A 20,224-nucleotide genomic window follows, 5' to 3' on the forward strand; every position below is an offset into this window, starting at 1 on the left:
TCGCATGATTCCCTGGGAAAAGATCGACACCGCCAAGATCCCCGGCTCCGATGAAGAGCTTCGCCTGATGCGGCGAGGCAAGGAGTTTTCCATCAAGCTCGGCACCAACGAGCTGATGAACAACCGCCTGTCAGGCTCGGAGGCCGCGCTCGCCACACTCGCGGCGAAGCAGATCGAGACGGTCGCAAAACCCGTCGTCCTCATCGGCGGCCTGGGCATGGGCTTTACGTTGCGTGCGGCGCTGACCGTGCTCGGAAGCAAGGCGAAGATTGTGGTCTCCGAGCTCGTGCCGGCGGTGGTCGCCTGGGCGCGGGGCCCGATGGCGCAGGTGTTCGGCGACAGTCTCGATGATGTCAGGGTGAGCATACGGGAAACCGACGTTGGCGAAATCATCCGGGCGCAGCGGTCGGCATTCGATGCCATCCTCCTCGACGTCGACAACGGGCCAGAAGGGCTGACCCGGAAGGGCAATGATGCGCTCTACAATGCGAGCGGATTGAAGGCAGCGAAGACGGCGCTGCGGCCGGGAGGCGTGCTCGCGGTCTGGTCCTCGGGGCCCAACCCGGCCTTCACCAAGCGGCTCGGCAGCGCCGGCTTCGACGTCAACGAAGTCAATATCCGCGCCACCGGAAGAGGCGGTGGCGCTCGTCACGTGATCTGGATGGCGAAGAAGAGCTAGGCGGCTATTTGTAGCCCGGATGAGCGCAGCGAAATCCGGGACGGTCGATCCGCGCAAGAACCCGGATTGCGCAGCGCTCCATCCGGGCTACGGCTCCGAGCTAAAACATCGTGTTGTTGTTCGCCGGATTTTCCGGGATCGGTTGCACGACGTCCCAGTGTTCGACGACCTTGCCGTTCTCCAGCTTGAAGATGTCGACGATCGCGTTGCCCCTGCTGCCGGGCTCGCGAACCGCGTGAACGTGCAGGATGACATAGTCGCCATCCACGAAGCTGCGCTTGATCTCGCTGTGCGAGTTCGGGAATTTTTCGCGCAGGAAGCCGATGAACTTTCGGAAGCCGTCCGGGCCATCGGCCGCGTTTGGATTGTGCTGGACGTAGCGGTCGCCGACATGGGCGAGGGCTGCATCGGCGTCCTTTTGGTTGAGCCCCTTCTCGTAGAACGCAAGGACAGTTTTGCGATTGGCTTCTTCTTGCGCGCTACCCGCCATCGCGACGCCACCGGCGAGGGACAGCGTGAGGACTGAAGCGGCGACGATTGCGGCTGACCGGACGACGAGATGCATGTAAACTCCGAGAGGCCGCAGCCTCTTTGTTGGCGAGTGAGGTTCTCGGCGATTGAAGGAGGCCTGTATAGCTTTCGTGCCGGCTCGCGTTAAGAGAGTAACCGGCAGCTCACATGGTCACCGTGAGGAGACCCGCGGCGCCGGTCAATCTACGCCGCCTGCGCCGCTGCGCCATGTGCGTGCTTGGCGATGGCGCCGATGATCTCCGGCCAGAACCGCATCGGCAGCGCGTGGCCCATGCCGTCGATCATCAGCAGCTTGGCGCCAGGAATTGACTCTGCCGTGTCCCTGCCGCCCTCGGGGCGGACCAGCGGATCGACGGTGCCGTGGATCACGAGCGTCGGCGTCTTGACGCCGTGCAGCCGCTCCTTGCGGCTGCCGGAGGCGAGCACCGCGCGGAGCTGCCGGCCGACGCCGGCCGGATTGAGCCCCCGCGCGAACACGCGCTCGGCACGACCGGGATCGAGCGCCTCTTCCTCCGGAAAGGACCCGGCCCGCAACACGTTCCAGGTTTGGCCGTAACGGGCGATAAACTCCTCCTTGCTGCGCGGCGGCGGCGCCATCAGCATCGCGGCGGCCTCACGTGTCGGGGGCGGCACGCGCGGATTGCCGGTCGTCGACATGATCGATGTCAGTGAGCGCACGCGCTCGGGAAACGACAACGTCACTTCTTGCGCAATCATGCCGCCCATGGACGCCCCGACCAGATGCGCCGACTTGATGCCGAGTGCGTCCATCAGCCCGACCGTGTCTTTCGCCATGTCGATCAGCTTGTAGGTGGCCGCAACGGGAATCCTGAGGAAGCGGAGCTTCAACAGCTCGAGCGGCGTCAGACGCTTGCCGCCTGCGAGATGGCTCGACTTGCCGATGTCGCGATTATCGAACCGGATGACGCGAAAGCCGCGCGCGGCGAGCTGCTCGCAGAACGCATCGTCCCAGTGGATCATCTGGGCGCCTAACCCCATGATCAGCAGCAGCGGCTCGGCACTGTCGTTGCCGAAAGTCTCGTAACAGATGTCGATGCCGTTGGCGTGGACGGTTTGCGGCGGCTGATAGGCGTTCACGGGTGCGTTCCCTCGGCTTTTGATCAGTGCTGTATCGCACGGTTTCTCCTCGCGATGAAGCCGCGTCCGCGACACCGGACCCGCTGCTTGCCGGTTGACCGGCACCGCGCAACGGTGTGGTATGGCGAAAAAGGAAGGGCATCGAAGCTCTCGATCTCAGGAGGACGCCGATGACCGACAAGAGCAATGACCCCGTTGCCATGTGGCAGAAGATGATTGGCGAGATGGAGAAGGGGTTCAACTCCTTCGCCAATCAGGCCATGTCGTCGCCCGAGTTTTCGCAAGCCGTGAACCGAGCCGGCGGCGTTGCTGCAGGTGCTCAGAAGCAGCTCGGCGATCTCATGGAGAAATATCTGGTCTCCATGAATCTGCCGAGCCGGGACCAGGTCACCGGCCTTGCGGAACGGCTGCAGTCCATCGAAGGACAGATCGGTGAGATCAAGTCGATGCTGAGCCAGATGGCGGCAAGTTCCGGCATTTCTCAGGGCTCCGATACTGCATTGCGCCCGCCGCGCACCAAGCGGCCGCCATCAGAAGGCGGAGAGCAGACATGAATGTACCCGCCGGATTAGACTTCGCAGGGATCCCGGAGCGCATCCAGTCCGAGGTGCAACGCGCCATCCAGCGCAGCATCAAGGGCGTCGAATATTTCTCGACGTCCGGTCCCACGCTCGGCTCGACGCCGAAGGACGTGCTGCATTCGCGCGGGACGATGAGCCTCTACCATTATCGGCCGATGTCCGACGAGATCTATCGAATTCCGATCTTGATCGTGATGGCGACCACCAATCGCGGTTACATTCTCGACCTCGTGCCCGGCCAGAGTTTCATCGAGTTCCTGTTGAAGCGCGGCTACGACGTTTACATGCTCGACTGGAGCGCGCCACGGCCGGAGGAGAAGAGCCTCCGCATGGAGGACTATGTCCTCGACTTCATCCCGGACTGCATCCGCCGCGTGCAACAGGATTCCGGCGAACAGGACGTCTCCGTCATCGGCTATTGCTTCGGCGGCGTGCTGTCGCTGCTCTACGGCTCGATCCACAGAGACGGGCCGATGAAGAATTTGATCTGCTTCACCACGCCGATCGACTTTCGCGAGATGAAGCTGTTCTCGAACTTCTCCGACCGTCGCTATTTCGATGTCGATCGCCTCGTCGACAGCGTCGGCAACGTGCCGCCCGAGATGATCCTGTCGTCGTTCGAGATGCTGCGCCCAGCCTCGCGTACCGTCAGCCAGATCCAGCTCTGGGAAAACATCTGGAACGACGAGTTCGTCAAATCCTACCGGATGTTCGACCGCTGGGCGACCGACACGCTGCCGCTGGCCGGCGAGTATTTCCGCACCATCACCAAGGACCTGATGTGGGACAACAAGCTGTTCAACGACACCATGTCGGTCGGCGGCCGTGCGGCGAAGCTCGAGGACATCAAGGTGCCGTTCCTGCATGCGGTCGCCGAGCATGACCACATCGTGCCGTATGAGGCAGCAAAGCACCTGATCGCCAAGATCGGGTCCGAGGACAAGGAGGAGGTGATGCTGAAGGGCGGTCACGTCTCGCTCGTCGCCGGCGCCAATGCGGTGAAGCGGCTATGGCCGAAACTGGATTCCTGGCTGGGGAAGAGATCGACATGAGTGAGCAGCGTTCCTATCCGCGTCACGTGAAGACGGACGCCGGCGATATCGAGATCCGCCTGATGTCGCCGGCGGACGAAGCCGCGGTGCTCGCCTTCGGCAAGGGCCTGCCGACCCACGACCTGTTGTTCCTGCCGCGCAACATCAGTGAGCCGAAGGTGCTCTCCGCCTGGGTCAAGGAGATTGAGCGGGGCGCGATCACGAGCCTGCTCGCGGTCAGGGGCGGCGCGGTCGTCGGTTGCGGCACGCTGGTGCGCGACCCGCACTCCTGGTCGCCCCATGTCGGCGAGATCCGGATGGTGGTTTCGCTCGACGTGCGCGGAAAGGGGGTGGGCCGAACGCTGTCGCAGGAGACCTTCGCACTCGCGCTCGGCGCCGGCCTCGAAAAGCTCTCGGTCCAGATGACGGTCGATCAGCAGGCGGCGATCACGCTGTTTGAGAGCCTCGGCTTCAAGGCCGAGGCACTGTTGCGCGATCATGTCCGCGACGTCGACGGCAAGACCCACGATATCGTCGTGCTCGGGCACAACATCGCGCAGGTCCAGGCCCAGATGGAGGCCTATGGGCTGCCTGGCGCCGTCCAGCACTGAGAACCTCTGAGCGGGTCCCCGGGAACCCGGATGGTCAGGGAGGCGCCAGATTGCCTCTCATTAAGGCCGTTCACAGTTTCGTGATATCGCAGTGCAATATAGATATTGCATCGCACAATTAACTATGCCATATAAGCCGTGCCCCGGGCCACAACCGGACGGGGTGAGCCCATAGCTCAACCAATGAGGATGGAGAGACCCCAATGACCACCGAAACCAACACCGCTTTCGAAGGCTTCAAGGACGCGTTCAAGAACATCCAGAACCTGGAAGTTCCCGAGGCCGCCCGCGAGTTCGTCAAGAAGTCCGCCAATACCGCCAAGGACCGTGCTGCCGAGGTGTTCGCGGGCTCCGAGCGCGTGACTGCCGCCGTCGAAAACGCGGTGACCGAGTCCGTCACCGAAGCCGGCAAGATCAGCCGCAACATCCAGCAGGCGATCTACGAGGACGCCGACGCGTTCTTCGCGGGCATCGACAAGCTCGCGTCCGCCAAGTCGTTCAGCGAAGCTATCGAGATCCAGTCCGGCCTGCTCCGCGCCCGCGGCGAAGCGTTCGTCTCGCGCGCCAAGGCGACCACCGACTATTTCGGCAAGCTCGCCGCCAACGGTGCGAAGTCCGCTCAGGACAATTTCGCCAAGGTCTACAACAAGACCGCCTGATCTGCCTGAGACGAAAAACTGAATTTGAGGCCCGCTTCGGCGGGCCTTGTTTTTTGCGCCGCGTCATCATCGGTCGTCATTCCGGGGGCGCCCAAAGGGCGAACCCGGAATCTCGAGATTCCGGGTCCGGTCCTGCGGACCGTCCCGGAATGACGTAACCTTGGTGAATCATGACTCCACCCGCCACCTTCTCCTTCGATTCCCCCGGCGACGCAGAACGCGCGGCCGAATTGCGCCGCGTGAAAGCGCTGGCGACGCTGGTGCTGGGCTCGACGCTTGTCCTGTTCGTCGTCGCGAAATGGCTGCTGCCCGTGCATCCCGTGTTCGGATTCATCGCAGCCTTCGCCGAAGCCGCGACCATCGGCGGGCTCGCCGATTGGTATGCCGTCGTCGCGCTGTTCAAGCGGCCGCTGGGCCTGCCGATCCCGCACACCGCGATCATCCAGAGCAATCAGGCCCGCATCGCCGACAAGCTCGGCGAATTCATCCAGCTGCATTTCCTCGAGGCTGCTCCCGTTGAGGCCAAGCTGAACGAGATCGATTTCGGCTCCTTCGTCGCCGACTGGCTGCGCGATCGCAAGCGTAGCGATGACCTCGCGCGCTTTGCGCTGCGCCTGCTGCCGGAGGCGGTTTCTGCGACGGAAAGCTCGGGCCTGATGACCTTCATCCTTCGCCGCATGTCATCGCAGCTCCAGGCGATCGACCTCGCGCCGCTCGCGGCCGGCACGTTGCGCGGCTTCGTTGCCGAGGGACGCCACCAAATCCTGTTCGACGATCTCCTGCGCGTGATGCACGAGACGCTGAACCAGACCGAGACGATGGCGATGATCCGCGAGAAGGTGCGCGCGGAATTGCCGACCCTGCTCAGGCTCTACCGGGCCGACAAATTTCTGGTGAACAAGATCGTGGCCTCCGCCACCGCGTTCTTCAATGAAGTGCGCAGCGATCCCAAACATCCGTTCCGCGGCGAGTTCGATCGCATGGTGCTGAGCTTCGTCGATCGGCTTGGCACCGACCAGGCCTATATCGACCGCATCGACGGTTTGAAGCGCGATCTGCTCGCGCGTCCCGAGCTCGCCGATCTCGCCCGCACCATCTGGGCCAACACGCGGTCCTTCATCGAGCGTAGTGCAAGCGGCGAGACGCAGGTGCTGCAGCATCATCTCGCCGGCATGTGTGTCGCGGCGGGCGAAGCGCTCGCCGGCGATGCCGAGCTTCGCGGCGAGATCAACAAGGGTCTGGTCGCGGTGCTGCGCAGTTTCGTCGCGGACCAGAAGAGCGGCGTTTCGACCTTCATCTCCGACCAGGTGAAATCGTGGGACATGGCGCAGCTGATTTCGCTGATCGAAATCAACATTGGCCGCGACCTGCAATACATCCGCTTCAACGGCTCGCTGATCGGCGGGCTCGCGGGCCTTGGGCTTTACTCCGTAGAATTCCTGCTTCGATTGTTGTGACTTTTGCGTCACGGACGCCAGCATTAACGCGCAGGCCTATTGTGGCCCCGGGTTTCACCCGCTTGAATGTCGGGAACCCGCTGCCTAGCTGATTCATGGTGCGCTGCGGAACGTTCGAAAAGCTGGCGTGTTGGAATTCATACCCATTTGCCGGCCTCGCAGCCGGTGATCTTTTCAGCATTTCTTCCGAGGGACCATTGATGACCGCTACCGCCCAGACGCTGAGCCCGCCGTCTCGTACCCTGATGTTCCTGGAAGGGCGAGCGATCCACGAGTTCGGCGCATTCCTCGGCGCGCTGCCGCTGCTGAGCCTTGCGCCGCGCGGCGATGGCCATCCGGTGCTGGTGCTACCGGGCCTCGTGGCCTCCGACGGGTCCACGCGCGCGTTGCGCACGTTTCTGTCGGGCAAAGGCTATGCGGTGAGCGGCTGGCGCCAGGGCCGCAATTACGGCCTGCGCGAGGGCGTGCAGCACGCGATGGTGGATCTGGTTCAGGAGCTGAGCGACAGGCATGGCCGCAAGATCAGCCTGGTCGGCTGGAGCCTCGGCGGTCTCTATGCGCGCCAGCTCGCCAAGATGATGCCCGACCGCGTACGCCAGGTGATCACGCTCGGCAGCCCCTTTGCCGGCGATCCGCATTCGACCAATGCCTGGCGCGTCTATGAATGGGCGAGCGGGCGGAAGTCCGACGAGGTCGATCCCCAGTTCGGCGGCGATCTCGCCGTTCCGCCGCCGGTGCCGACCACGGCGATCTTCAGCCGCACCGACGGCGTCTGCGCCTGGCAGGGCTGCATGGAGAAGACGGGCGCGCAGACCGAGAGCATCGAGATCGAGAGCAGCCATTGCGGCATGGGCCATCATCCCGCCGCTGTCTTCGCGGTGGCTGATCGCCTTGCGCAGAGGGAGGGCAGCTGGCGTCCCTTCGACCGCAGCGGCTGGCGCAGCGTGGTCTATCCCGATCCGCATCGGTAGTTCTTTGCCTCTCCCCGTAAGAACGGGGCGAGGGAGAAGGCCGTCGCACCGGTCCATTGTCGCGCCCGCACCAAACGCGCTATGCCTCGCGCATGGCGCATCCGTTGTCCCGCATCATCGAGCAGCTCAAGCGCGAGCCGTCGCGCACCGGCTCTATCGTCATCACCGTGTTCGGCGATGCCATCGTGCCGCGTGGCGGCTCGGTATGGCTCGGCACGCTGCTGGAATTCTTCGAGAGCTTGGACATCGACAGCGGCGTGGTGCGTACCGCGATGTCGCGGCTTGCCGCCGATGGCTGGCTGACGCGCGAAAAGGTCGGCCGCAATAGCTTCTACCGCTTGGCTGACAAGGGCCGCCAGATCTTCGGGGCTGCGACACGCCATATCTACGATCCGCCGCCATCCGACTGGACCGGGCGCTTCGAGCTGCTTCTGATCGGCAATGGCGAGGATCGCGACGCTTCGCGCGAGGCGCTCCGCAATGCCGGCTTCGGCAGCCCGCTGCCGGGTGTGTGGGTCGCCCCGTCAGGCGTGGCAGTGCCGGACGAGGCCGCCGGCGCGATCCGCCTTGAAGTCTCGGCCGAGGATGACAGTGGTCGCCGGCTACTTAGTGCGAGCTGGCCGCTGGATCGCACTGCGGACGCCTATCTCAAGTTCATGAAGACGTTCGAGCCGCTGCGCGCCGCAATCGCGCGCGGCAGCGACTTGTCCGAGGCCGACGCCTTCACGGCGCGCGTCCTCCTGATCCACCATTACCGCCGCGTCGTGCTGCGCGATCCGCTGCTGCCCGAAAGCCTGCTTCCGGCGAACTGGCCGGGCAGGGCCGCCCGCGCGCTGTGCGGCGAGATCTATCGCGCGCTGCTTGCCCCATCGGAACAATGGCTTGATGGCCACGGAACCAATGAGAAGGGGCCATTGCCGCCGGCGCGAAAACTGCTGGAACGAAGATTTGAGGCTTGATCGTTATGTTACAGAAATATCTTGCATGAGATAATTCTTGTTATATATTGCCTCTCAATAAAAGGGGAGGATGCGCATGTATACCCAGGCGCTGAACACGGCCGAGACCGATGATCGCGGCCTCGAGGATGCGGCCAAGGCTGCGCAGTTCCAGACGCGCATCGATGCCGAGGAGCGCATCGAGCCGAACGACTGGATGCCGGCGGCCTATCGCAAGACGCTGACGCGCCAGATCTCCCAGCACGCTCATTCCGAAATCGTCGGCATGCTGCCCGAAGGCAACTGGATCACGCGCGCGCCAAGCTTGCGCCGCAAGGCTGCGCTGCTCGCCAAGGTGCAGGACGAGTGCGGCCATGGGCTTTACCTCTATGCCGCGGCCGAGACCCTTGGCACGTCGCGCGAAGAGCTGGTCGACGCCATGCTCGCGGGCAAAGCCAAATATTCCTCGATCTTCAACTATCCGACGCTGACCTGGGCCGACATCGGCACCATCGGGTGGTTGGTCGACGGCGCCGCGATCATGAACCAGATCCCGCTGTGCCGCTGCTCCTACGGTCCCTATGCCCGCGCGATGATCCGCGTCTGCAAGGAGGAATCGTTCCATCAGCGCCAGGGCTACGAGATCATGCTGACGCTGTGCCGCGGCTCGGACGAGCAGAAGGCGATGGCGCAGGATGCCTTGAACAGGTGGTGGTGGCCGGTGCTGATGATGTTCGGCCCGCCCGATGCCACCAGCCAGCACAGTGACACCTCGACGAAATGGAAGATCAAGCGCTTCTCCAATGACGAGCTGCGCCAGAAATTCGTCGATGCCACCGTGCCGCAGGCGCAATATCTCGGCCTCGCCATTCCCGATCCCGGCATGATTCAGGATGCCGACGGGCGCTGGCGCTACAGCGAGATCGACTGGACCGAATTCAAGCAGGTGCTCGCCGGCAACGGCCCCTGCAACCGTGACCGGATGGCTGCGCGCCGCAAGGCGCACGACGAGGGCGCCTGGGTCCGCGAGGCGGCAGCTAGCTACGCCGCAAAGCGCGCGCAGCGTCGAACTGCACAAGCGGCAGAGTAGGGAGATCACGATGGCCACGCCGAACACGCCGCTGTGGGAAGTCTTCATTCGCAGCCGCAACGGGCTCGCGCACAAGCATGTCGGATCGCTGCATGCGAGCGACGCCACCATGGCCCTGCAGGCCGCCCGCGACATCTACACCCGCCGCGGCGAGGGCCTGTCGATATGGGTCGTGCCATCCACCGAGATCACTGCGAGCGATCCCGCCGAGAAGGGCATGATGTTCGAGCCGGCGGAATCGAAGATCTACCGTCATCCGACGTTCTATGAAGTGCCTGAGGAAGTAGGACACATGTAGCTCTTTCTCCTCCATGGTGAGGAGCCGCGAAGCGGCGTCTCGAACCATGAAGGCCCGTGACCCGCGGCCCATCCTTCGAGACGGCGCTTCGCGCCTCCTCAGGATGAGGTTGGAACAAGTGGATAGGACAGATGCCCGTCGCGAACATCCAGATCTCTGAAACGCCGCTGGTGCTCTACGCGCTGCGCCGCGCCGACGATGCGCTGATCCTCGGCCACCGGCTGTCGGAATGGTGCGGGCACGCGCCGATGCTGGAAGAGGACATGGCGCTCTCCAACATCGCGCTCGACCTGATCGGTCAGGCCCGCGAGCTCTACACCTACGCAGCCAAAGCCGAAGGCAAGGACAACGACGAAGACAAGTTCGCCTACCTTCGCGATGTCAGGCAGTATCGCAATCTGCTGCTCCTCGAGCAGCCGAACGGCGACTTTGCCCAGACGCTGGTGCGGCAGTTCTTCTATTCCGCCTTCGCCGATCTCTACTGGCGCGCTATGATGACCTCGCGCGATACGACACTCGCGGCCATTGCCGCCAAGTCGGAGAAGGAGAGCGCCTATCATTTGCGGCATTCCTCGGAGTGGATCATCCGGCTCGGCGACGGCACCGACGAGAGCCATGCCCGCGCGCAGGCTGCGATCGATCATCTCTGGGCGTTCACCGGCGAGATGTTTGCCGTGGACGACGGCGAGCGCGCCTTGATCCATGCCGGTATCGCCGTAGACCCAGGGACCTTGCGGGGTCGCTGGCTGACGACACTCTCGGATGTGATCGGCGAAGCAATGCTCAAGCTGCCGCAGAACGACTGGATGCAGCAGGGCGGCCGCGTGGGCCGGCACAGCGAGCATCTCGGCCATCTTCTCTCCGAGCTGCAATCGATACAGCGCACTTTCCCGGGGCAGACATGGTGACGGTGCTGGAGCCCCATAACGAACTGCGCCAACGGGCCTGGGACGCCGCGGCGAGCGTGGTCGATCCCGAAATTCCGGTTTTGACCATCGCCGATCTCGGCGTGCTCCGCGATGTCGTTGTCGACGGCGATCACGTCGAGGTCGCGATCACCCCGACCTATTCGGGCTGTCCCGCCATGAACATGATCGCGCTGGAAATCGAGGTCGCGTTGGAGCGCGCCGGTTTCTGCAGTCCAAAAATACGCACTGTGCTGTCGCCGGCCTGGACCACGGACTGGATGAGTGAAGAGGGCCGCCGGAAGCTTCACGCCTACGGCATCGCGCCGCCGCAGGCCTCGAATTCACGCCGCGCGCTGTTCGGCGAGCAAGCCGTTGTGTGCCCGCAATGCAGCTCGGCGGATACCGAGCTGCTGTCCGAATTCGGCTCCACCTCCTGCAAGGCGCTCTGGCGCTGCAGAGCCTGCCGCGAACCCTTCGATTATTTCAAGTGTCATTGATCATGTCAGCAGCCGCACCACGCTTCCATCGCCTGGCCGTCAACGACCTCCGCCGCGAGGCGTCGGACGCCATATCGCTGACATTCGCCATCCCGGCGGAGCTTGCGACCGACTACGCCTTCACACCCGGCCAATACCTCACACTCCGCACCATGCTGGATGGCGAGGAAGTGCGCCGCTCCTATTCGATCTGCTCCGGGCCCGACGACGGCGAGATACGCATCGCGGTCAAGAAGGTTGATGGTGGCGCGTTTTCGAGCTGGGCAGCGGACGATTTGAAGTGCGGCGACGCGCTGGACGTGATGACGCCCACGGGACGTTTCGGCGTGATCCCGCCGACGGGCGCTAGCCGCATCCATGTCGGCTTTGCCGCAGGCTCCGGCATCACGCCGATCCTTTCGATCGTCAAGGGCACGCTTGCGCGCGAGCCGGGCAGCCAATTCTTCCTGTTCTACGGCAATCGCACGACGGACAACATCATGTTCCTCGAAGCGCTCGAAGAGCTCAAGGATCGCTTCATCGACCGGCTCTCGATCTTCCACGTCATCTCCGGCGAGGAACAGGACATTCCGATCCTGCACGGCCGGCTCGACGGCGACAAGGTGAGGGTGCTGCTGCGCTCGCTGGTACCAGCGGAAAGCGTCGACCACGTCTTCATCTGCGGTCCGTCCGGCATGAGCGAGGACATCGAGGCGACCTGCCGAGGGCTCGGCATCGCGGACGAGCGCATCCACGTCGAGCGCTTCGTATCGGAGTTCGGCGGCAAGCCGCGGCCGAAGAAGATCGTTGCGCCGGACGCGCCGCCGAAAGCGATCGCGTCGCTGATCATCGACGGCAAGCGCCGCGACGTGCCGGTTGCCGAGGACGAGGCGATCCTCGATGCCGCACTGCGCGCCGGAATCGATCTGCCCTTCGCCTGCAAGGGCGGCATGTGCTCGACCTGCCGTGCCAAACTGGTGGAGGGCGAGGCGCCGATGGACATCAACTACTCGCTGGAACCCTGGGAGCTGAAGGCTGGCTTTGTCCTGACCTGTCAGGCCAAGCCATCGTCGGAGCGGGTCGTGGTCGATTACGACCACGTTTGACAGTTTTAGCCAGGCAGCAGAACATCGTGTCCAAACAATCGGACGGGAGAAGCGCGTGAACGTCAAAGCCGCCTTGTCGCCCGAGGATGTTGCCCGCGCCTGCGCCAATGCGATGTGGGCGGAGGACGATGCCTCCAAAGGACTCGGCATGGAGATCGTCGAGATCGGACCAGGTTATGCGACGCTCGCCATGACTGTACGGCCGGACATGGTCAACGGCCAGCGCATCGCCCACGGTGGCTTCATCTTCACGCTGGCCGATTCCGCCTTCGCTTTCGCGTGCAACTCGCACAACGACCGCGTCGTGGCGGCGCAGGGCCAGATCACCTTCATCAAGCCGGGCAAGCTCGGCGATCGCCTCATCGCAAAGGCCCGCGAGGTTACGCGCGGCGGCCGCTCCGGCATCTATGACGTGCGCGTCACCGCCGGCGATACAGTCATCGCCGAATTCCGCGGGCATTCGCGGGCCATTCCCGGAAATTGGCTGCCGGCGCAGGATCAATAACGAAAAGCAATGATACGGGGAAACGAGGATGGCTCTGACGAGGCTCAAGGAAGGTGGCAACACCTATAAGGCCGAGCTGGATGCGCAAGAGCGCGCATCGCGCGACGAGATCATGGCGCTGCAGACGGAGCGGCTGGCCTGGTCGCTGAAGCACGCCTACGACAACGTCGCGCATTATCGCAAGGCCTTCGACGCGGCCGGCGTGCATCCGTCGGACTTTCGAGAGCTCTCGGACCTTGCGAAATTTCCGTTCACGGTGAAGACGGATCTGCGCGACAATTATCCCTTCAACATGTTTGCCGTGCCCCGTGAGAAGCTGGTGCGCGTGCATGCGTCCTCCGGCACGACGGGCAAACCGATCGTGGTGGGTTACACGCAACGCGATATCGACACATGGTCGGACGTGATGGCGCGCTCGATCCGCGCCGCCGGTGGCCGCACCGGCATGATCATCCACAATGCCTATGGCTACGGCCTCTTCACCGGCGGGTTAGGGGTGCACTATGGCGCCGAAAAGCTCGGCTGCACCGTGGTGCCGATCTCCGGCGGGATGACAGAACGACAGGTGCAGCTCATCAACGACTTCCGGCCCGACATCATCACGGTGACGCCGAGCTACATGCTTGCGATCCTCGACGAGTTCAAGCGCCAAAAGCTCGATCCGCGCCAGTGCTCGCTCAAGGTCGGCATCTTCGGCGCGGAGCCCTGGACCAATGCCATGCGCGGCGAGATCGAAGACGCCTTCGACATGGATGCGACCGACATCTACGGTCTTTCCGAGGTGATCGGGCCCGGCGTTGCGCAGGAATGTATCGAGACCAAGGACGGACTGCACATCTGGGAGGATCATTTCTATCCCGAAGTGATCGACCCCGACACCGGTGCGGTGCTGCCCGACGGGGAGAAGGGCGAACTGGTCTTTACTTCGCTCACCAAGGAAGCTTTTCCAGTGATCCGTTATCGCACCCGCGACCTGACGCGGCTGTTGCCGGGCACGGCGCGACCGGGCATGCGGCGGATGGAGAAGGTCACGGGACGTTCCGACGACATGATCATCCTGCGCGGGGTCAATCTGTTCCCGACCCAGATCGAGGAGGTTCTCCTCGCCACCGACTGGTGCGGCGGACATTTCATTCTGGAGCTGACCCGGGAAGGCCGCATGGACGAGCTGACCATCATTGCCGAGGCGCGGCCGGAGAGTTGGGACGGCCGGGGTCTCCTCGACCATGCGAGTCGGATCTCGACGCACATCAAGAACACCATCGGCATCAGCTCCAGGGTGAGCGTGGTTGCGCCGGCCACGCTGGAGCGCTCGCTCGGCAAGGCCAAGCGCCTCTACGACAAGCGGCCGAAGGATTAGGTCTTACCCCTCATGGTGAGGAGGCGCCTAGCGCCGTCGCGAACCATGCAGGCCAGGATGCTGCAATGCGGGCCTTCATCCTTCGAGACGCCGCTGGCGCGGCTCCTCAGGATGAGGGGAGGCAGGTTGACTTGGGTCTCTTCAAGGGCGACAAGGCCCGCGAGAAATCGCGGGTCTTTCCATGTCAACAGCCGTTCCCAAAGCCGTCGACGCGCGCTGCGTGCGCCTCAATGCCAAGGCCGAAAGCGCGGCTATGATCGCGCCGGCGGTCGAGCGTCAGACGCTTGCTCGCGGTCCGAATGATCTGCTGATCGAGATCAAGGCCGCTGCCGTCAATCCCTCCGACGTCAAGGCCGCAACCGGGCTGATGCCCTATGCCGTGTTTCCGCGCACGCCGGGTCGCGATTACGCCGGGGTAGTGATGGACGGGCCGCCCGGTACGATCGGCCGCGAGGTGTTCGGCTCCTCCGGTGATCTCGGCATTCGTCGCGACGGCACCCACGCCAGCCATCTCGTCGTTGAATCCGACGCGGTGGTGGAGAAGCCGAAGACCGTGTCCTGGGAGGAGGCCGCCGGCATCGGCGTGCCCTTTGTCACCGCGATGGAGGGTTTTCGCCGCGTCGGCATTCCAAAGCCCGGCGAAACGGTGCTGGTGTTCGGCGTCAACGGCAAGGTCGGGCAAGCTGCGGTGCAGATCGCGACCTGGCAGGGCGCGCGTGTCATCGGCGTGGTGCGCAAGGCGGAACCTTATGAGGGCCATACCAATGCGTCCATCGAGGTGATCGACGCTTCCGCGACCGACGTCGCGCCACGCGTGCGCGAGTTGACCGACGGTAGAGGCGCCGACATCGTCTTCAACACGGTCGGCGATCCCTATTTCCAGGCGGCGCACAAATCGCTCGCGCTTCGCGGCCGCCAGATCCTGATCGCCGCGATCGACCGCATCGTGCAGTTCAACATCCTCGAATTCTACCGCGGGCAACACACCTATGTCGGCATCGACACGCTCGGCCTGTCGTCGATCGCGACGGGCGCTGTGCTGCGTGACCTCGGCCAGGGCTTCGCGAGCGGGCACCTGAAACCGTTCCCCATCAAGGCGAACGCCGTCTATCCGCTCGAACGCGCGAAGGAGGCCTATGTCGCCGTTGCCGGCTCGTCGCGGGATCGCGTGATCCTGAAGCCTTGATGATGGAATCGTCCACCCAGCTCGTCATCCTCGCCGGCCTCGTCATTGGCCTGGTTTACGGCGCCGTCGGCCTGCTCAGCGGCTTCTGCCTGATGAGCAGCATGCGCGGCTGGCTATCGGACGGGGATGGGCGGTTGGTACGAACCTATGCGCTGGCGATCGCGGTCGCGACCGCAGCGAGCCAATTCCTCGCCGGCAACGGCATGGTAGATCTCGGCAAATCGATCTACCTGCAACAGTCCTTTTCGGTGCCGGTGCTGTTTCTCGGCGGACTTCTGTTTGGCTACGGCATGGTGCTGTCGAACGGCTGCGGTTCGCGCGCGCTGGTGCTGCTCGGTCGCGGCAATCTCCGCTCCTTCGTCGTGGTGGTCGTGCTCGCCATGGCCGCGCAGATGACGCTCAAGGGCCTGATCGCGCCGGCGCGCATCGCGCTGGTCCAGGCCTCGCAAACCACGGTCAACGTGAATTCGCTGCCGTCACTGTTGGCCGTGTTCGGTCCGGCTGAAGCGGTTTCGCGCGCGATGGCTGCTGCTGTCGTCGTCGTTGTGCTGATCCTGTTTGCTTTCGCGCACCCAGCGTTCCGGCGTTCGCCCGGCCAGATTGCGGCCGGCGTCATCGTCGGTCTCCTCGTCGCCGGAGGCTGGTTCGTCACCGGCTATCTCGGCGCGGATGATTTCAACCCCGTGCCGGTAACATCGCTCACCTTCGTCGCGCCGATCGCGGACAGCCTGCAATATGCCATGCTCTCGACCGGCCTGACGCTGAACTTCGGCATCGCGACAGTTGCCGGCGTCTTCGCCGGCAGTCTGGTCACCGCGCTTGCGACGGGCCGTTTCCATCTCGAAGGCTATTCCTCGCCACGCCACATGCTGCGATCGGCGGGTGGCGCCGCGCTGATGGGCATCGGCGGCGTGATGGCGTTCGGTTGTTCGATCGGACAAGGGCTCACCGGCGTGTCGACGCTCGCGCTGGGGTCGTTCGTCGCCGTCGCCGGCGTCCTGCTCGGCACGACGGCTGGCCTGCGCGGGATGCTGCGCGTTCAGCCTCTCGCGGTGGCCTGACCGCGCAGCAGACGATCGCCGAGCGTTGCGAGACCGATGCCGGTAACGATCAGCGCGGCCGCAATCACAAGACTCATGTCGATCGGCTCACCCAGCAGGATTGCAGCGCTGGCGATGCCGACGAGTGGCGTCCCGGTGGTGCCGAGTGACGTCGTCAGCGCCGAGATGCTCTTGTTGACCATCGACATCGCCCAATAGGCCAGCGCCGTCCCGATCAAGCCGGAATACAGGAACAGCAGCACGAGCCTCCACGACCATTCCGCGTGCGGCAGGCCGTGCGTGACGGCCGCCGATCCCGTCAGCACGATCGTCGCCACGAGCACCTGCCAGATCAAAAGCTGGAGCGGGGACGCGATCCAGCGATGCGCGCGGATGTAGATGATGTTCGCGGCCCATGAAATCGCGGCCAGGATGATCATGCCGGCGCCGAGTACGACGTTGGTGTTGGTCCAGTCGATCGATGCCGGATTCAGGATCACGGCAAGGCCGATCAGCCCAAGCAAGGCGCCGGCCAGCTTTGGCGCGGTCAGCGTGTCCTTCCCGAGCAGCGGCGCGGCGATCGCGACCCAGAGCGGCGTGGTGTAGCCCAGCACGATGGCCTTGCTCGCCGGCAGGAAGCGCACACCAGTCGCAACCAGCACCGAGAACACCGTCATGTGCAGCAGTGCGACGCTGAGGATTACCGGAATGTCGCGCCGCTCCGGGATCACCAGATTGTTGCTCAATCCGAGGATCGCGAACAATCCGGCCAGCGCGATCCAGCTCCGGATTGCCGACGTCCACAGGGGCGGGAGGAACTGGACGAGCTGCTTCGTCACCGACCAGTTCACGCCCCAGGCCAGCACGACGATGAGGAACAGGCCGACGGCCGCGCGGGGGGAAAGGGAGTTCATCTCGGAGGTCCTTGAAGCAGTCCAGTCCAGCGAATAGCATCCCGCTTGGCACCTGAAAAAGTGCCAGATCGGAAAGGATTAAGGTGCCAGTTCCGGAAAGCATGATCTCCGCTCTGATCGACCTGAACCGGTCCGACGACGAGGGGCTGGTGGCTCAACTGACGAGCCAGCTCCGAAGCTTGATCGCGACGGGCCGTCTCGGCAAAGGCCGCACGCTGCCGTCGAGCCGCCGGCTTGCGAGCGATCTCGGCGTCTCGCGCAACACCGTCAGCTATGCGTTCGAGCAGCTCGCCGCCGAGGGATATCTCGAAGCCTCGCGCGGCCGCCGTCCGATGGTCACGGTCGACGGGGGCGAGCGCGTCGCAGAGGCGGGCGCCGTCGCATCTCGCATGCGCCCTGGCAAGCCGCGGCTTTCGCCCTGGGCGTCGAGCCTCACGCAGACCGACTGGCCGATGTCTTATCAGGCGCGACTAAGACCCTTGCGTCCCGGGCACGGCGATTTCAGGGAGTTTCCAAACGAGGTCTGGGCGCGTTGCCTGCGCCGCAGCGCCGTGCGCGCGGCGAAGCGCGAGCTCGGACCGGTCAACCGGACGCGCCTGCGCGAGGCGCTGGCGCATTATCTCGCGACCAGCAGGGGCGTGCGCGCGACGGCGGATCAGATCCTGATTCTGCCGAGCGCACAGGCTGCGCTGACCTTGATTGCGGCTGCCCTCATCACGCCCGGTGACGAGGTCTGGGTCGAGGATCCCGGCTATCCCGGCGCCGCCGCCGCCTTCCGCGCGTCCGGTGCGCGCGTGACCGGGATAGGATTGGACGAGCAGGGCATGCAGCGGATTCCGGGGATGGCGACCCCGACATTGATCTTCATGACGCCGTCGCACCAGCACCCGACCGGTCGCCTGATGTCGCTCTCGCGCCGCACGGAATTTCTTGGCCTGAGCAGGCCCGGCAAGACCTGGATCGTGGAGGACGATTACGACGGCGAATTCCACTACGACAGCCGGCCGGTGCCGGCCTTGCAAGGACTCGATGCCCATGGCCGCGTGTTCTATGTCGGCACGTTCTCCAAAGTCATGACCGCGGACATCCGGCTCGGCTATCTCGTCGTACCGCGGGCCCTGGTCGGTACTCTCGAGATCGTACAGCGGCACATCGGACTGATCGCCGCGAGCCACATCCAGGAGGCGCTGGCCGAGTTCATTGCCGACGGGCATTTCCTGGCGCATCTGCGCCGGATGCGCCGGCTCTATCACGCCCGCCGCGATCACCTCGTGGAGGGACTAGACGGCCATTTGGGCGACGTGCTCTCTGCCGAAGTGCCCCCGGGCGGCATTCAGCTCGTTGCGCGCCTCAAGCGCGGTCGCGCCGATCAGACGGCGGTCAAGCGGCTGGTCGAAGCGGGCGTTGAAACGCGTGCCCTGTCCGGCTTGGCACTGGGCAGGCCGCGCGATCACGGTCTGTTGCTCGGCTTCGCGGCCTGGCGCGAAAGCGAGATCACCGCGGCATTGCGGACGATGGCGTCGTGCTTCTAGCGCAATCGCGCTAGTCCACAGCCTTGGTCACGATGCGGATTTCCGAGGTCAGCGTCCGGTGCACCGGGCACTTGTCGGCGATCTCCATCAATTTCTTGCGCTGCTCGGGATCGAGCGCGCCGTCCATCGCGATGTCGCGCTCGATCTGGTCGAGCATGCCATCGCGCGTCTCGCACTCCGCGCAGTCTTTTGCATAGATCTTGGAATGCTTCAGCGAGACGGTGACACGATCGAGCGGCAGCGACTTGCGGTCGGCATAGAGACGCATGGTCATTGAAGTACAGGCCCCGAGGCCAGCGAGCAGGAGATCGTAGGGACCAGGGCCGGCATCCTCGCCGCCGGCGGCGACCGGCTCGTCCGCGATGAGCTGATGCGGTCCGACGGTGACGACCTGGTTGAACTTGCTCTTGCGGGTCTCCTGCACCACGACCCGGCGCGGTGCCTCGGGGAGATCCATCGCCTTCGCAGGCTTCGCCGTGTCGATGTACCGGCTCGCCCAGGCCGCGATCACGTCGGCTGCGTAGAGCGCGTCGGCCGGCTTGCTCAGCAGATGATCGGCGTGGTCGAGCGAGACGAAGCTCTTGGGATGCCGGGCGGAGACGAAGAGCTTCGTCGCATTGTCGATGCCGACGGTATCGTCGAGCGGAGAATGCATGACCAACAGCGCCTTGTGCAGGCCGGTGACGTCCTTCATCAGCTCGTGCTCGGCGATATCGTCGAGGAATTCGCGCTTGATCCGGAACGGGCGTCCCGCAAGCGAGACTTCGACCTCACCTTGCATGCGAATGTCGTCGAGATGCTCTTTGAACAGGCCGGTGACGTGGGCGGGATCGGATGGTGCCGCAATGGTCACAACCGCCTTGGCTTCCGGGATTTGTCCTGCTGCCGCAAGGATCGCGGCGCCGCCGAGGCTGTGACCGATCAGGATTGACGGCGCCTTGCGGACGCTACGCAGATGATCGGCCGCGCGCACGAGATCGGCCACGTTGGAGGAAAACGTCGAATTGGCGAAATCCCCTTCACTGGAGCCGAGCCCGGTGAAGTCGAAGCGCAGCACCGCGATACCCTTGGCTGCGAGTGCGACCGAGATGCGTTTGGCGGCCAGCGTGTCCTTGCCGCAGGTGAAGCAATGCGCGAACAGCGCGAAGGCCCCGGGCTCGCCGTCCGGCAATTCGAGCGTGGCCGAAAGCTGATGGCCGCCTTCGCCCGTGAACTGAAAGCGTTCCGTCGACATGGGCTTTCCCCCGTCCTTG

Annotated in this window: 22 protein-coding genes; 18 read left to right on the forward strand and 4 right to left on the reverse strand. The window is 64.2% G+C overall.

Translation table 11 applies throughout. From position 1 onward, the window contains the following. The first annotated feature begins 4 nt into the window (after positions 1 to 4). Complete coding sequence (locus AC0L3K_RS15015; RefSeq protein WP_473366278.1) at positions 5 to 679, forward strand: spermine/spermidine synthase domain-containing protein; 675 nt, start codon at positions 5 to 7, stop codon at positions 677 to 679. A gap of 100 nt (positions 680 to 779) precedes the next feature. On the opposite strand, the gene AC0L3K_RS15020 is transcribed toward AC0L3K_RS15015, so the two are convergent. Both AC0L3K_RS15020 and AC0L3K_RS15025 read right to left on the reverse strand, forming a co-directional pair. Further along, positions 780 to 1,244 (reverse strand): nuclear transport factor 2 family protein, encoded by a 465-nt coding sequence (locus AC0L3K_RS15020; RefSeq protein WP_473366279.1) that lies wholly within the window; start codon positions 1,242 to 1,244, stop codon positions 780 to 782. A gap of 149 nt (positions 1,245 to 1,393) precedes the next feature. Continuing rightward, the gene (locus AC0L3K_RS15025) at positions 1,394 to 2,308 is read right to left on the reverse strand and encodes an alpha/beta fold hydrolase (RefSeq protein WP_007593824.1); all 915 of its coding nucleotides are present in this window, start codon (positions 2,306 to 2,308) and stop codon (positions 1,394 to 1,396) included. Between the two features lie 170 nt (positions 2,309 to 2,478). Here AC0L3K_RS15025 and AC0L3K_RS15030 point away from each other — a divergent pair, with 170 nt between their 5' ends. The 16 genes from AC0L3K_RS15030 (at position 2,479) to AC0L3K_RS15105 (ending at position 16,546) form a co-directional block, all read left to right on the forward strand. Beyond that, positions 2,479 to 2,862 (forward strand): hypothetical protein, encoded by a 384-nt coding sequence (locus AC0L3K_RS15030; RefSeq protein WP_354163004.1) that lies wholly within the window; start codon positions 2,479 to 2,481, stop codon positions 2,860 to 2,862. Then, positions 2,859 to 3,941, forward strand: a complete 1,083-nt coding sequence (locus tag AC0L3K_RS15035) for a PHA/PHB synthase family protein (protein WP_473366280.1) — start codon at positions 2,859 to 2,861, stop codon at positions 3,939 to 3,941. The genes AC0L3K_RS15030 and AC0L3K_RS15035 overlap by 4 nt, the downstream gene beginning before the upstream one ends. Continuing rightward, positions 3,938 to 4,531, forward strand: coding sequence for a GNAT family N-acetyltransferase (locus AC0L3K_RS15040; protein WP_354163000.1), 594 nt, complete (start codon positions 3,938 to 3,940; stop codon positions 4,529 to 4,531). The genes AC0L3K_RS15035 and AC0L3K_RS15040 overlap by 4 nt, the downstream gene beginning before the upstream one ends. A gap of 203 nt (positions 4,532 to 4,734) precedes the next feature. Then, positions 4,735 to 5,190, forward strand: a complete 456-nt coding sequence (locus AC0L3K_RS15045; protein WP_007593819.1) for a phasin — start codon at positions 4,735 to 4,737, stop codon at positions 5,188 to 5,190. A gap of 170 nt (positions 5,191 to 5,360) precedes the next feature. After that, positions 5,361 to 6,647: a DUF445 domain-containing protein gene (locus tag AC0L3K_RS15050; RefSeq protein ID WP_473366281.1), complete on the forward strand. Its 1,287-nt coding sequence runs from the start codon at positions 5,361 to 5,363 to the stop codon at positions 6,645 to 6,647. Between the two features lie 200 nt (positions 6,648 to 6,847). Continuing rightward, positions 6,848 to 7,618, forward strand: coding sequence for an esterase/lipase family protein (locus AC0L3K_RS15055; protein WP_007593815.1), 771 nt, complete (start codon positions 6,848 to 6,850; stop codon positions 7,616 to 7,618). Between the two features lie 92 nt (positions 7,619 to 7,710). Then, a complete protein-coding gene (paaX, locus tag AC0L3K_RS15060; protein ID WP_354162988.1) occupies positions 7,711 to 8,577 on the forward strand; it encodes a phenylacetic acid degradation operon negative regulatory protein PaaX in 867 nt (288 codons plus the stop codon). Between the two features lie 76 nt (positions 8,578 to 8,653). Beyond that, positions 8,654 to 9,646, forward strand: a complete 993-nt coding sequence (paaA, locus tag AC0L3K_RS15065) for a 1,2-phenylacetyl-CoA epoxidase subunit PaaA (RefSeq protein ID WP_007593811.1) — start codon at positions 8,654 to 8,656, stop codon at positions 9,644 to 9,646. 10 nt (positions 9,647 to 9,656) lie between these two features. Continuing rightward, positions 9,657 to 9,944 (forward strand): 1,2-phenylacetyl-CoA epoxidase subunit PaaB, encoded by a 288-nt coding sequence (gene paaB / locus AC0L3K_RS15070; RefSeq protein WP_007593808.1) that lies wholly within the window; start codon positions 9,657 to 9,659, stop codon positions 9,942 to 9,944. A 131-nt stretch (positions 9,945 to 10,075) separates the two neighbouring features. Continuing rightward, entirely contained in the window at positions 10,076 to 10,852 is a 777-nt protein-coding gene (gene paaC, locus AC0L3K_RS15075) for a 1,2-phenylacetyl-CoA epoxidase subunit PaaC (protein WP_473366282.1), read from the forward strand. After that, positions 10,846 to 11,349, forward strand: coding sequence for a 1,2-phenylacetyl-CoA epoxidase subunit PaaD (gene paaD, locus AC0L3K_RS15080; protein ID WP_473366283.1), 504 nt, complete (start codon positions 10,846 to 10,848; stop codon positions 11,347 to 11,349). Before paaC ends, paaD begins: the two co-directional genes overlap by 7 nt. Before the next feature lie 2 nt (positions 11,350 to 11,351). Continuing rightward, a complete protein-coding gene (gene paaE / locus AC0L3K_RS15085; RefSeq protein ID WP_219682679.1) occupies positions 11,352 to 12,434 on the forward strand; it encodes a 1,2-phenylacetyl-CoA epoxidase subunit PaaE in 1,083 nt (360 codons plus the stop codon). Between the two features lie 55 nt (positions 12,435 to 12,489). Beyond that, positions 12,490 to 12,939, forward strand: a complete 450-nt coding sequence (paaI, locus tag AC0L3K_RS15090; protein ID WP_007593801.1) for a hydroxyphenylacetyl-CoA thioesterase PaaI — start codon at positions 12,490 to 12,492, stop codon at positions 12,937 to 12,939. A 28-nt stretch (positions 12,940 to 12,967) separates the two neighbouring features. Next, positions 12,968 to 14,299 (forward strand): phenylacetate--CoA ligase PaaK, encoded by a 1,332-nt coding sequence (gene paaK / locus AC0L3K_RS15095; protein ID WP_007593800.1) that lies wholly within the window; start codon positions 12,968 to 12,970, stop codon positions 14,297 to 14,299. A 181-nt stretch (positions 14,300 to 14,480) separates the two neighbouring features. After that, the gene (locus tag AC0L3K_RS15100) at positions 14,481 to 15,485 is read left to right on the forward strand and encodes a quinone oxidoreductase family protein (RefSeq protein ID WP_473366284.1); all 1,005 of its coding nucleotides are present in this window, start codon (positions 14,481 to 14,483) and stop codon (positions 15,483 to 15,485) included. A gap of 2 nt (positions 15,486 to 15,487) precedes the next feature. After that, positions 15,488 to 16,546 carry a YeeE/YedE family protein gene (locus tag AC0L3K_RS15105; RefSeq protein ID WP_473366295.1) on the forward strand — a complete coding sequence of 353 codons (1,059 nt, stop codon included), beginning with the start codon at positions 15,488 to 15,490 and terminating at the stop codon, positions 16,544 to 16,546. On the opposite strand, the gene AC0L3K_RS15110 is transcribed toward AC0L3K_RS15105, so the two are convergent. Next, positions 16,525 to 17,439: a DMT family transporter gene (locus AC0L3K_RS15110; RefSeq protein WP_007593794.1), complete on the reverse strand. Its 915-nt coding sequence runs from the start codon at positions 17,437 to 17,439 to the stop codon at positions 16,525 to 16,527. The two genes, AC0L3K_RS15105 and AC0L3K_RS15110, sit on opposite strands and share 22 nt — an antisense overlap. A gap of 101 nt (positions 17,440 to 17,540) precedes the next feature. Between AC0L3K_RS15110 and pdxR the strand changes: the two genes are divergently transcribed. Beyond that, entirely contained in the window at positions 17,541 to 18,971 is a 1,431-nt protein-coding gene (gene pdxR, locus AC0L3K_RS15115; RefSeq protein ID WP_473366285.1) for a MocR-like pyridoxine biosynthesis transcription factor PdxR, read from the forward strand. A 10-nt stretch (positions 18,972 to 18,981) separates the two neighbouring features. Here pdxR and AC0L3K_RS15120 read toward each other — a convergent pair whose 3' ends face one another. Further along, positions 18,982 to 20,205, reverse strand: coding sequence for a bifunctional alpha/beta hydrolase/OsmC family protein (locus tag AC0L3K_RS15120; RefSeq protein ID WP_007593789.1), 1,224 nt, complete (start codon positions 20,203 to 20,205; stop codon positions 18,982 to 18,984). Positions 20,206 to 20,224 lie beyond the last annotated feature (19 nt).

The organism is Bradyrhizobium sp. MI1.10 (genome assembly GCF_055811035.1).